Genomic DNA, 12,064 nt, shown 5'->3' with positions numbered 1-12,064 from the left:
TCGAGGAGTTACGCCCGTGGGCCTGTTCGACGCGATCCTCGGCCGCAGCAAACCGGTCCGCCCCGACCTCGACCAGCTTTTCGCCGTCCCCTCGGCCGCCCTCACCCTCCAGGCCGCCACCGGCTTCACCCCGACCGGTCTGGGCTCGGTCTGCTTCGCGGGCGTGGAGGGCGGCGGCTTCGCCCGGCTCCAGGAGGACGTGCGCGAACTGCTGGACGCGGACACGGAGCGCGGCGGCGTCCCGGTGGAGTTCAGCCGGGACGCGTACGGCTACACCTGGCTGCTGGCCACCCAACCGGCCGACGACTCCGCCGCACTGGTCAACGACCTGCACGCGGTCAACACCCTGCTCCAGGACGGCGGCTTCGGCCCGCATCTGCTGTGCTCCCTGATCGGCTTCCGGGATGCCGAGGGGCGTGCGCTGGCGCTGGTCTACCTCTACAAACGCGGCACGTTCTACCCGTTCGCCCCGCTGCCCGGCGGCGCCGAGAAGCGGGACAACCAGCTGGAGCTCCAGGTGCGGGGCGTCCTCGGGGACGACCTCCGGGTGGAGAAGGACCTGTCCCGGTGGTTCCCGGTGTGGGGGGCGCCCGGGCTGTGACCGGTGTGGGGGGGCGGCAGGGCCGTGACCGGTGTGTGTGGGGCCAGGGCCGTGACCGTGCGGCTCCCGCAGGTCAGCCGCGCGGCCGGAAGACCGGCACCGCCGTCCCGCCCGCCTCCTCGCCGCCCCGGAACGCGACCGTCAGCCCCATCCCGACCCGCAGAGCGTCGGGCGCGCACTCCACGACCTCCGTCATCATCCGGGGACCCTCGGCGAGGTCGACGACGGCCGCGACGTACGGGACCCGGGAGCCGAAGGGCGGCAGGTCGTTGCGGTGGACGACGGACCAGGTGTAGAGGGTCGCCGCCCCGCTCGCCCGCTCCCAGCCGACGTTCTCGCTCCAGCAGTACGGGCAGAACTCGCGCGGGTAGTGATGGGCCCGCCCGCAACCGCCGCAGCGGCGCAGGAGCAGCAGCCCCTCGGCCGCGGCGTCCCAGTAGGGGCGGGTGAGGGCGTCCGGCTCGGGAAGGTCGAAGCGCGGGGCCGCCGCCCGGTCGACGCTCACCGGAACAGTCCGAGCGCCGCGTCCAGCGACCAGGTCTGCCACGCCATCGCGACCAGGGCGACCAGCGAGATCAGCGCCATCATCGCGTTCTGCCCCTGCTCGGCCCAGTCGTGGATCATCAGGACCAGGTAGAGCAGGTTGAGGAGCAGCCCGGCGACCAGGGCGACGGGGGTCAGGAATCCGACCACCAGGCCCAGGCCGAGGGCCAGTTCCGCGTTGACGACGAGGTACGCCATCGCCTTCGGGCGCGGTTCGACGACCCGCCGGAAGCCGGTGCGCACCACGCCCCAGCGGTGCTTGCCCGCGACGTCCGCCGCCCAGGCGATGCCCGTGCCGCGCTGGAACCAGCCCTTCTTGTCCTTGTGCCGCCAGCTCTCCAGCCACCACAGGCCGAGGCCTATGCGCAGGACGGCGAGCCATTCCGCACCGCTGAGCCAGATCGTCTGCATCGGGCCTCCGGGGAAGTGTTTCTGACGGTACGTCAGTTCACCGGACACGGGCCACCGGCGCAAGGGGGTGGGCGCGCTTCGGCCGCTCCCCGCCGAGGCTCCGGCGGCGGCCCGGACCGCCCCGGCCCCGCCCGTGATCAATTCGCAATCGATTTCCCTCTTGACCGAGACCCATCAACAGAGCAGGCGATTACGCTCCGAACCATGCCCAACAGCCCGTCCCCCACCGGCATTGCCGCCGCCCTCACCGACCGTACGGACGACCGTCCCGTCTATGTGATCGGCGGCGGTCCCGGAGGCCTCGCCGCCGCCGCCGCGCTGCGCACCCGGGGCGTACGGGCCGTGGTCCTGGAGAAGTCGGGCCGGGTCGGCGCCTCCTGGCGCGGCCACTACGACCGGCTGCACCTGCACACCACCCGCCGCTGGTCGGCGCTGCCGGGGCTGCGCATGCCCCGCGGGTTCGGGCGCTGGGTGGGCCGGGACGACGTGGTGCGGTACCTGGAGAAGTACACCGAGCACCACGGGCTGGAAGTGGTCACCGGCGTCGAGGTGACGAGGGTCGACCGGGCCCCCGACGGCTCCGGCGACTGGCAGCTCACGGCGACGGGCGGGCGGGTCCTGCGGGGCCGCGCGGTCGTCGTCGCGACCGGCTTCAACCACACCCCGCGCATCCCCGACTGGCCGGGCCGCGACACGTTCACGGGCGAGCTGCTGCACGCGGCGGCGTACCGGAACCCGGCCCCGTACGCCGGCAAGGACGTCCTGGTCGTCGGCATCGGCAACACGGGCGCGGAGATCGCCGCGGACCTCGCGGAGGGCGGCGCGTCCCGGGTGCGCATCGCGGTCCGGACGGTCCCGCACATCGTCCGCCGCTCCACCGCGGGCTGGCCGGCCCAGGCCACCGGCATCCTGGTCCGCCGCCTCCCGGTGCGGCTCGTCGACCGCGCGGGAGCCGTGATGAGCCGGATAGCCGTACCCGACCTGGCCGCCCAGGGCCTCCCCCGCCCCGACACCGGCCTGTACTCCCGGGTCCGCCAGGGCGCCATCCCGGTCCAGGACGTGGGGTTGATCGACGCGGTCAGGTCCGGCGCGGTCACGCCGGTGCCGACGGTCGCCTCCTTCGACAAGGACACGGTGGTCCTGGCCGACGGCACCCGCCTCACCCCGGACGCCGTCATCGCCGCCACCGGCTACGACCGCGCGCTGGAGCCGCTGCTCGGCCACCTGGACGTCCTGGACGGGCGGGGCCGCCCGGTCGCCCACGGCGGACGCTCACCGAAGGGGGCCCCGGGGCTCCACTTCACCGGCTTCACCAACCCGATCAGCGGAATGCTCCGCGAAATGGCCCTGGACGCGGAGAAGATCGCGAAGCGGGTGGCCAGGGCGTCGCGCTGACGCCCCGGGGCCCGGTCGCGCCGAAACCCGGTCCGCGCCGAGGCCCGGTCGCGCGGAGACCCGGTCGCGCGGAGACCCGGTCGCGCCGACGCCCCGGGGCCGGGTTGCCACGAGGCTGCGCGCCGTCGGCCGTGGGGGTGCCTGCCCGTCAGCCGCCCGACAGGGCCGTTTCCGCCGGGTCATCCCCGTCGGCCCCCCGGGCGTTCCGGTCGGGCTCCGGGGCCCGGCCCTCAGGCTCCGGGGCGGTCCCGCCGATGACGCCCACCCGCCGCAGCACGACGGCGGACACGAACGAGAGCAGCAGGGTGCAGACCGCGGCGACGATCATCGCGGTGTTCATCCCGGAGGTGGCCGCTTCCCTGGCGTGGTCGAGCCAGCCGTCCGGCATCCGCTGTGCCGAGGAGACCGCGCCCGCGAGGCTGTCGCCCGCCACCTCGGCCACCTCGGGCGGGACACCTGCGGGCATCGCGTCGTCGATCCGGTCGCGGTAGACCGCGGTGGCCAGACTCCCCAGCACCGCCACACCCAGCGCGAGGCCGAGCTCCTGCACGGTCTCCGACATCGCCGAGGCCGAGCCCGCCTTCTCCGCCGGCGCGGCGCCGACCACCAGGTCCGTGCCCAGGGCCGCGATCGCCCCGAGCCCGAGGTAGACGAGGCCGAAACCGATCACCATCAGGGCGAGGCCGTCCGAGGCGTCCACCAGGGCGAGCAGCACGTAACCGGCCGTGGACAGCGCCAGGGTGGCCGCCACCACGATGCCCGGCGGCACCCGGCGGGCCACCAGGGGCGACCCGATCGCCGCCAGGAACATCAGCAGGGCCGGCGGCCCCATCCACAGGCCCGCCTCGACGGGGGGCAGCCCCTCGACGAACTGGAGCTGCTGGGTGATCAGCAGCATCGAGCCGCCGACGCCGACGAGGCCCACGAGCAGCACGCTCAGCGCGGCGCTGAACGTACGGTCGGCGAAGAGGCGCACGTCCAGCAGCGGGTTCGCCAGCCCGGCCTGGCGCCGGACGAACAGCACGGCGAAGACGACGCCGATCACCGCGGCGACGAGGGCGGGTCCGCCGGGGCCGTCCTCGGCGAACCGCTTCACCGCGTAGACCACCGGCAGGATCGCGGCCAGCGACAGCGCGACGCCGGGCAGGTCGAACGGGCCGCTCCGCGGCGCCCGGTACTCGGGGATGAGGACCGGAGCGGCGACCAGCAGCACGATCGCGACGGGAACCGCGAGGAGGAACACCGAACCCCACCAGAAGTGGTCCAGCAGCGCGCCGCCGACCACCGGCCCGAGCGCCATGCCGAGCGCGAAGCTCGTCGCCCAGACCCCGATGGCCAGGGAGCGCTGCCGCTGATCGGCGAACATGTTGCTGATCAGGGCCAGCGTGGACGGCATCAGGGTCGCCCCGGCGATCCCCAGGGCCGCCCGCGCGACGATGAGCAGCTCGGCGCTGGTGGACCAGGCCGCCAGCACCGAGACGGCCCCGAAGGCCGCTGCACCGATCATCAGCAGCCTGCGGCGGCCGATCCGGTCCCCCAGCGTGCCCATGGTGAGCAGGAAACCGGCGATCAGGAAGCCGTAGGCGTCCATGATCCACAACTCCTGGGTGCCGGACGGCCGCAGCTCCTCCGCCAGCGAGGGGAGGGCCAGGTACAGCACGGTGACGTCCAGGCCCAGCAGCACGGTGGGCAACGCCAGGACGGCCAGCCCTCCCCACTCCCGGGCACCCGCTCCGCCTACGGTCGTCGTCCTCATGGCTCTCCCTGCGTCTCGCGTCCGGCAACGTGCACGCGCCACCGTGCCGCCCCCCGCGCACGGTTTCCTGACGGTCCTCCGGCGCCGGGCCCCGTCCGGTCCGGCGCGAGGGCCTAGACTCCGGCCATGCGTTACGGGGTGCTCGGCCCACTGGCCGTCTGGGACGCCGAGGGCCGGCCGGTCAGGGTTCCCGAAGCGAAGGTCCGCGCCCTGCTGGCGAACCTGCTCGTCCACGGCGGCGGACCGGTGCCGGCGGACCGCCTGATCGACGACCTCTGGCCGAGCTGCCCGCCGGGCGACTCGGCGAACACCCTGCAGACCAAGGTGTCCCAGCTGCGCCGGGTACTGGGCCGGGAGCGGGTGGTCCGCGAGCCCGCCGGCTACCGGCTGCTGCTCGCGGACGACGGGCGCGACGGGCGCGACGGGAACAGCGTGGTCGACAGCGTCGACGCCCTGGAGTTCCAGGAGCTGGCCGAGCGCGCCCGCGCCCACCGGGAGCCGTCGGTGCGGGCAGAACTGTTCGCCGGGGCACTCGCGTTGTGGCGGGGCCCGGCCTACGCCGACGTGGCCGAGTCGCTGTTCGCCCGCGGTGAGATCACCCGGCTGGAGGAGCTGCGGCTCAACGTCGTCGAGGAGCACGCCGAGGCGCGTCTCTCCCGGGGCGAGCACACCGCCCTGGCGGCGGAGCTGGGGGCCCTCGTGGACCTCCACCCGCTGCGCGAGCGGCTCCGCACGACCCATATGCGCGCCCTGTACCGGGCCGGGCGGCAGGGCGACGCCCTGGGGAGCTTCCAGGACCTGCGGCGGCGGCTCGCCGAGGAGTTGGGGGCGTCCCCCGGACCGGAAGCCTCCGCGCTGCACGAGGCGATCCTGCGCCAGGAGACACGGCTGGCCACGCCCGCCGTCGGATCGCCGTCGTCCCGTACCAACCTGCCCGCCCCGCTGACGGAGCTGATCGGCCGGCGCGAGGCGGCCGATCAGCTCCTGGCCCGGCTGGCCCCCGGCGGCGACACCCGTCTCGTCACCCTCACCGGCCTCGGCGGGGTGGGGAAGACCCGGCTGGCGGTCGCCGCGGCGCGCGACGCGTCCGGCCGGTTCGCCGACGGTGTGTGGCTGGTCGAACTGGCGGGCCTGGCAGCCACGGCGACCCCGGACGACATCGCCGAACGGGTCATCACGACACTCGGGTTGTGCGACACCGCGGCCTCGGAGCCCGATCTGGACGACCTGGTGGGCTGGCTGTGCCGGGCCGTGGCCGACCGGCGGTTGCTGGTCCTGCTGGACAACTGCGAACACCTCGTCGAGCCGGTCGCCGTGCTCGCGGGCGCCGTGCTGTCGGCCGTTCCCGCGGCGCACCTCCTGCTCACCAGCCAGGAACCCCTCGACATCCCCGGCGAGGTGGTGCATCCGGTACCGCCGCTGACGCTGCCGGACCCCACCGATCCGCGGACGATCGCCCAGGCGGGCGCCGTCGAACTCTTCGTGCGACGGGCCGCGGCGGCGGCGCCCGGCTTCGTCCTCGACGCGGACAACGCCGAGGCCGTCGCCGCCGTCTGCCGTCGCCTGGACGGCATTCCGCTGGCCCTGGAACTCGTGGCGTCCCGGCTGCGGACGCTCAGCCCGCACGAGCTCGCCGCCCGTCTGGACGACCGGTTCGCCCGGCCCGACGTCCGGGTGCGCGGGCTCCCGGAGCGCCAGCGGACCCTGCGGGGCATGCTCGACTGGAGCTGGCAGCTGCTCACCGAGGACGAGCGCGCCGTGCTGCGCCGCCTGGTCGTGTGCGCCGACGGCTGTGTGATGGCGTCCGCCCAGGCGGTCTGCGCCGACGCCGGGCTGGGCGCCGGACGGATCCCCGACCTGTTGTCCCGGCTGGTGGACCGCTCGCTGGTGGTCCGGGAGGGAGACCGGTTCCGGCTGCTCGAATCCGTGGCCGCCTACGGTGCCGAGCGGCTTGCGGAGGCGGCCGAGGAGACCGTCGTGCAGGCGCGGTTCGTACGCCACTGCGCCGAGCTGGCCGAGCGGGAGAGCGAGCGGCTGCGCGGCCCGGACCAGCGGCGCGGCCTGGAGGTTCTGGACGCGGAGACCGTCAACCTGCGCCGCGCCCTGGATCTCGCGGTCACCCGGGACGCCGCCGCGTACGCGGTACGGCTGGTGAACGCCCAGGCGTGGTACTGGTTCCTGCGCGGCCGGCTCACCGAGGCCCGCCGGTCGCTCCGGACGGCGCTGGCCGCCGGGGGCGGGGCCGACCCGGCGGCGCGCGCGGCGGCGCGGGCCTGGCTGGCCGGTATCGAGCTGCGCACGGCGGAGCCCGGTGCGGAGGCGGCCCCGACGGGCGGGGACCCCACCGAAGGCGTCGGCGATCCGGTGCTGAGGGCCCGGTTGCAGTGGTTCGTCGGCACCGGGCTGACCGGCGGCGGCCACCACGGCGATGGGCGGCGGCTGGTGGAGGCGGGGCTGGCCGGGGCACGCGCCGCCCGGGACCGCTGGGGCGAGGCCGCGGCCCTCGTCGAGCTCGCGGGTCACGCACCGGGCGGGGACGCGTCGGCGGAACTGGGCGCCGCCCTGTTCGTGGAGGCCGGCGACCGCTGGGGCCGGCTGCGGGCCACCCGGGCCCTGGCGCTGGCCGCCGAGCGCGGGGGCGACCGCGAACGGGCGGAACGGCTGCACCGGGAAGGTCTCCTGATGGCCGAGGAACTCGGCCTGTGGACGGAGGTCGTCGAGGCGCTGATCCGGCTCGGCGGGAGCGCGCTGGCGGGCGGTCGCGCCGAGCGGGCGACGGAGCTGTACGAGCGCGCGCTGTCGGTCTCGGCCGAACGCGCCCACAGCGTGGGCGAGATCCGTGCCGAGGTCGGGCTGGGACAGGCGGCACGGCTCCGCGGCGACCTGGTCACCGCCGGGCGCCATCTGAACCGGGCCCGGGCCAAGAGCCACGCCTCGGGCCACGCGGCCCGCGCCGAGGCCGCCCTGGCGGAACCGCATCCTCCGCCCCGGGCGTGAGCGGTCCCGGGCGCCCCCGCCGGGTGACGCCCGTCACTCCCCTCCCCCGGATGTCACATCGCCGGGGGCTGCTCCGTCGTAGGTGTGCAGCATCGGACGACAGCAGAGGGAGCACACCATGAACGCCCGACTCAACGCCTTCGCCAGCCCGGTCACCGGCAAGCTCGTGAAGCACCTGGTCTCGGCGGGCAAGGTCGTCGAGGGCACGACACTGCCCGCGGCGACGCAGGAGCTGGTGAAGATCCGCGCGAGCCAGATCAACGGCTGCGGCGGTTGCCTGGACATGCACACCAAGGAGGCCGCCGCGGCCGGGGAGACCTCGCTGCGCCTGAACCTGATCGCCGCGTGGCGGGAGGCCACCGTCTTCACCGAAGCCGAGCGCGCCGCGCTGGAGCTGACGGAGCAGGGCACCCGTATCGCGGACGCGGCGGGCGGGGCCCCGGACGAGGTCTGGGCGCGGGCGGCCGAGCACTACGACGAGGAGCAGCTCCTCGCCCTGGTCTCCCTGATCGCGCTGATCAACACCTTCAACCGGCTGAACGTCATCCTCCAGCAGCCGGCCGGCGGCTACCAGGTGGGGCAGCTCGCCTGACGGCCGCGACCGCGCCGCCCCGAACGGGGGGCGCTACGCCCAGACCCCCGTGGCCGCGATGCGCCGCGCCCACGGTTCCAGGTCCGCCGGCTCCCGGCCCAGCACCCGGCGGACGTCGTCGGTCACCTCGGCCGAGTGGCCCGCGCGGTGCAGGGCGAACATCGCGCCCAGGGAGTCGGCGGCGGCCTCCGGCCACCCCTGGGCGAGGAGCTCCGCGCGGTACGCCGCGGGGCTCAGCTCCTCGTAGCGGACGGGGCGGCCGGCCGCGCGGGCGATGGTCTTCGCGGCTCCGGCGAAGGTGAGGGCCCGGGGCCCGGACAGCACGTACGTGCGGCCCGCGTGGCCGTCCTCGGTGAGGACGGCCGCCGCGACCGCCGCCACGTCGTCGGCGTCGACGAAGGGTTCGGGGACGTCCCCGATCGGCAGGCCGAGGCGGCCCTCGCGGAGCGGGGCCAGCCAGAGGTCCTCGTCGAAGTTCTGGAAGAAGTTGTTGGGGCGCAGGAGGGTCCACTCGGCCCCCGACTCCCGGGCCGCTTCCTCCGCCGCGGCCATGCCCCGGCCGAAGCCCTCCCCCGCGTGCTCGATGCCGTGGCCGGACAGGACCACGAGGCGGCGGACCCCCGAGGCCTCGGCGCGGGTCACGAACTCCTCGACGGGGGACGGGTCTTCGGGGGCGACGAGGTAGAGGGCCTCGGCCCCGGCGAGGGCGGGCTCCCAGGTGTCGGGGAGGGCCCAGTCGAAGCGGACCTCACCGGAGCGGGAGGCGGGACGGACCGTGGTGGTCCCGGTCGCGCGCAGCCGGTCCACGACCCGGCGGCCGGTCTTGCCGGTGCCGCCGAGGACGAGGATTCCGGACGGACCGCGGTGCGTGCTGTTCGTCGTCATGCGCCCAGTCCACCGCGGCCGATCCGCCGGGCCCATGGGCGTCCGTCCGCCGTGCATAGGTGAGCGTCCGGGGCGCGGCCGGCTCTGCCTACAGTTGCGTCATGGACGTGTTCGACGAACTGTTGCGGGGCGTGCGGGGCAGTGGCGCGGTGTTCGGCCGTTCCGTGCTGCGCGCGCCGTGGTCGGTGCGGTTCACCGACGGGGCGTATCTGACCCTGTGCCTGCCGATGCGGGGCGGGGGATGGATCGTGCCGGAGGGCGGCGAGCCGCTGCGGGTGGAGGTCGGCGAGGCGGCGATCGTCCGCGGTCCGGCCCCGTTCGTCTTCACCGACGACCCGGCCGGCGGTACGGGGCCGGAGCGGGCCGGGGGCGTGCGCGACGCGGGCGGGGGCGCGGCTTCGGACACCGCCCCCGCACCGGAGGCCGGGTCCGGGCCCGAATCCGCTTTCCCCACCGTACTGTTGGCCGCCACCTACGACGTACGGGCGCAGGTGCCCCAGCGGCTCCTCCAGGCGCTGCCGCCCGCCCTCGTGGTGCCCGACGAGCAGGACTGCGGGCCGATGCGCGACTACCTGGAGGGGCAGATCGGCGGCGGGCGGCCGGGCGAACAGATCGTGCTCGACCGGCTGCTGGACTGGTTGCTGGTGTGCACGCTGCGCGACTGGTTCGACCGGCCGGAGGCGGATCCGCCGGGGTGGTACGGGGCGCTCGGCGACCAGGTGGCGGGCCCGGCCCTGCGGGCGATGCACGCCGATCCGGCGCATCCCTGGACGACGGCGGAGCTGGCGGTCCGGGCGGGGGTCTCCCGGACGACCCTGGCGAAGCGGTTCACCGAGCTGGTCGGGGAGGGCCCGGTGGCCTATCTGACCGCCTGGCGGATGACGCTCGCGGCCGACCTGCTGACCCGCCCGGAGCTGACGGTGGCGGCCGTGGCCCGGCGGGTCGGCTACGCGGACGCGTTCGGCTTCAGCACGGCGTTCAAGCGGCTGCGCGGCGAGAGCCCGAGCGCGTTCCGGCGCGCGGCGGCCGCCACCGACCCGGTGGAGACGGCCGCCCCCGCGGGGTGAGGGCGGCGCACCGGCCGCTCCGGCGGGGTTCGCGGCCGGCGGCGCCGGTACGCGGCCGGACGGGGTGCGCGGCCGGTGCGCCGCCGGACGGGGTGCGCCGCCGGACGGGCCGACCGCCATCACGTCGCGTCGCGTTGTGCCGCTCTGCTCCGGCGCCGTTCCCGCCGACGCTCCCTCCTCCGCACCCGCGCCCGCTCGCGCCGCTCCTCGCGCGCGCGGCGCTCGCGCTCCTGGCGCCTGACCTCGCGGGCCTCTTCGGTGGTGTACCGGGCCAGCCACGGAATGAGGACGCCGATCAGCACGAGGACGGACGCGACGACCCAGTGGCCGGCGGACGTGCCCATGCCCAGGGCGACCGCCGCCCCCGCGAACGCTCCGGCCGGGTAGCCCAGAGTGCGGCGCCAGTCCTTTCGGTAGAACCCCGTCTTGAGGATGATGCCCAGGGGCCAGGGCGCGGCCATGACAGCGGTGAAGTACTTGCCGCCCCCTTCCGGGACACCGCAGCCCTTGGGGTCCCAGTCGCACCCCACGGTCACCAGCCCGGCCAGCCCCCAGCCGAACCACAGCACCAGCCCCGCCGTCAGAACAGCGCCCACCCATCCAGCACGCATGTGCGAAGGCTACGTTCCCCCGGCCACCGGCACGTCCGAACGGAAAGACCGGTCCCGGCGCCGGAGGCTCAGCCCCAGGCGCCCCGCGCCGCCGCGTCCCGGACGAAGACCGCGAAGTCGCGCGGCTCCCGGCCGAGCGCCCGGCGCACCCCGTCCAGGACGGGCGCCTCCCGGCTGCTGGTGATCGGGTTCAGGGCGTCCGTCCAGAGGCCCGCCTCCTCGTCCGTGAAGCCCTGGGAGACGAGGCCGGCGCGGAAGGCGGCCGTGTCGAGGGGGACGTACGCGGCGCGCTTCCCGGTCTCCTTCGCGATCTCGTCCAGGACGTCGTCCATGCCGAGCGCGCGCGGTCCCGAGAGCCCGTACTCCTGGCCCGCGTGACCGTCCTCGGTGAGCGCGGCGACGGCCACCTCCGCGATGTCGTCGGCGTCGACGAACGACGCCTTCCCGTCCCCGGTGGGCAGCGCCAGTTCGCCGTCGCGTACGGCGTCGTGGAAGACGCCCTCGCTGAAGTTCTGGGCGAACCAGCCGGGCCGCAGGATCGTCCAGGCCACCCCGGAGGCGCGGACGGCCCGCTCCCCCGCGCCGTGCGGGCCGCCGTCGTCGTGGCCGGGGCCGAAGTAGCCGGGCTGGTCCGTCCCCCGGGCCGAGAGCAGCACCAGCCGCCGCACCCCGCTCGCGACGGCCTGTTCGACGAAGGCGGGCGTCGGGGAGGGCGAGGCGTCGAGCGGGGTGATGTAGACGGCGGCGGCACCGTCCAGGGCCGCCGCCCAGGTGGTGGGGTCCGTCCAGTCGAACGGGGTCTCGCCGGACCGCGAGGCCGCCCGCGTCTCCACGCCCCGCTCGCGGAGGAGGGCCACCACCCGGCGGCCGGTCTTGCCGGTGCCGCCGGTCACGAGTACGGGTTCCCGCGTGGAGGTCGTGGATGTCTGAGTCATGTGTGCGGAAGTCATGGCACCAGCCTGGCCCGTCGGAGCGGCTCTGCCCATGACTCAGCGTCCGGAAGGAATGTTCGAGCGTCCGCCGGAGAGGGTGCGGGCGCACCGGCGGCGGAACACGGCCGAGGCCCGGATCCGTGGGGATCCGGGCCTCGGCCGTGTTCTTCAGTAGCGGGGACAGGATTTGAACCTGCGACCTCTGGGTTATGAGCCCAGCGAGCTACCGAGCTGCTCCACCCCGCGTCGGTGAACACCACCCTACGGCACGGGA

General features: G+C 75.3%; 11 protein-coding genes and 1 tRNA gene. 5 read left to right on the top strand and 7 right to left on the bottom strand.

Translation table 11 applies throughout. The features are described 5' to 3' along the window. Positions 1–16: 16 nt before the first annotated feature. Positions 17–601 carry a PspA-associated protein PspAB gene (pspAB, locus tag DTB53_RS16120; protein ID WP_003967129.1) on the top strand — a complete coding sequence of 195 codons (585 nt, stop codon included), beginning with the start codon at positions 17–19 and terminating at the stop codon, positions 599–601. A 73-nt stretch (positions 602–674) separates the two neighbouring features. Here pspAB and DTB53_RS16115 read toward each other — a convergent pair whose 3' ends face one another. Together DTB53_RS16115 and DTB53_RS16110 are read right to left on the bottom strand one after the other, a co-directional pair. Further along, complete coding sequence (locus tag DTB53_RS16115) at positions 675–1,106, bottom strand: Zn-ribbon domain-containing OB-fold protein (protein WP_012379592.1); 432 nt, start codon at positions 1,104–1,106, stop codon at positions 675–677. After that, positions 1,103–1,555, bottom strand: coding sequence for a hypothetical protein (locus tag DTB53_RS16110; protein WP_012379593.1), 453 nt, complete (start codon positions 1,553–1,555; stop codon positions 1,103–1,105). The genes DTB53_RS16115 and DTB53_RS16110 overlap by 4 nt, the downstream gene beginning before the upstream one ends. 204 nt (positions 1,556–1,759) lie before the next feature. Between DTB53_RS16110 and DTB53_RS16105 the strand changes: the two genes are divergently transcribed. Next, the gene (locus DTB53_RS16105) at positions 1,760–2,950 is read left to right on the top strand and encodes a flavin-containing monooxygenase (RefSeq protein ID WP_003967132.1); all 1,191 of its coding nucleotides are present in this window, start codon (positions 1,760–1,762) and stop codon (positions 2,948–2,950) included. A gap of 148 nt (positions 2,951–3,098) precedes the next feature. Here the strand turns inward: DTB53_RS16105 and DTB53_RS16100 are convergent, their stop codons facing one another. Continuing rightward, positions 3,099–4,706, bottom strand: a complete 1,608-nt coding sequence (locus DTB53_RS16100; protein WP_012379594.1) for an MFS transporter — start codon at positions 4,704–4,706, stop codon at positions 3,099–3,101. Positions 4,707–4,832: 126 nt separating this feature from the next. Between DTB53_RS16100 and DTB53_RS16095 the strand changes: the two genes are divergently transcribed. Together DTB53_RS16095 and DTB53_RS16090 are read left to right on the top strand one after the other, a co-directional pair. Then, positions 4,833–7,703: an AfsR/SARP family transcriptional regulator gene (locus tag DTB53_RS16095; protein ID WP_012379595.1), complete on the top strand. Its 2,871-nt coding sequence runs from the start codon at positions 4,833–4,835 to the stop codon at positions 7,701–7,703. A 118-nt stretch (positions 7,704–7,821) separates the two neighbouring features. Further along, positions 7,822–8,295, top strand: a complete 474-nt coding sequence (locus DTB53_RS16090; protein WP_012379596.1) for a carboxymuconolactone decarboxylase family protein — start codon at positions 7,822–7,824, stop codon at positions 8,293–8,295. Positions 8,296–8,328: 33 nt separating this feature from the next. On the opposite strand, the gene DTB53_RS16085 is transcribed toward DTB53_RS16090, so the two are convergent. After that, positions 8,329–9,180 carry an NAD(P)H-binding protein gene (locus DTB53_RS16085; protein WP_012379597.1) on the bottom strand — a complete coding sequence of 284 codons (852 nt, stop codon included), beginning with the start codon at positions 9,178–9,180 and terminating at the stop codon, positions 8,329–8,331. A gap of 101 nt (positions 9,181–9,281) precedes the next feature. On the opposite strand from DTB53_RS16085, the gene DTB53_RS16080 reads away from it, so the two are divergent. After that, complete coding sequence (locus DTB53_RS16080; RefSeq protein ID WP_003967137.1) at positions 9,282–10,247, top strand: AraC family transcriptional regulator; 966 nt, start codon at positions 9,282–9,284, stop codon at positions 10,245–10,247. Between the two features lie 119 nt (positions 10,248–10,366). Here the strand turns inward: DTB53_RS16080 and DTB53_RS16075 are convergent, their stop codons facing one another. From DTB53_RS16075 to DTB53_RS16065, 3 genes are all read right to left on the bottom strand, one after another. Continuing rightward, the gene (locus DTB53_RS16075; RefSeq protein ID WP_012379598.1) at positions 10,367–10,858 is read right to left on the bottom strand and encodes a hypothetical protein; all 492 of its coding nucleotides are present in this window, start codon (positions 10,856–10,858) and stop codon (positions 10,367–10,369) included. Between the two features lie 68 nt (positions 10,859–10,926). Then, entirely contained in the window at positions 10,927–11,808 is an 882-nt protein-coding gene (locus DTB53_RS16070; protein ID WP_012379599.1) for an NAD(P)H-binding protein, read from the bottom strand. A gap of 154 nt (positions 11,809–11,962) precedes the next feature. Then, positions 11,963–12,036, bottom strand: a tRNA-Met gene (locus DTB53_RS16065). Positions 12,037–12,064: the final 28 nt, after the last annotated feature.

The organism is Streptomyces griseus, assembly GCF_900460065.1.
GTDB lineage: Bacteria > Actinomycetota > Actinomycetes > Streptomycetales > Streptomycetaceae > Streptomyces > Streptomyces griseus.
The sequence above is the reverse complement of the archived record's forward strand: the minus strand, read 5'-3'. Positions and strand labels throughout refer to the sequence as shown.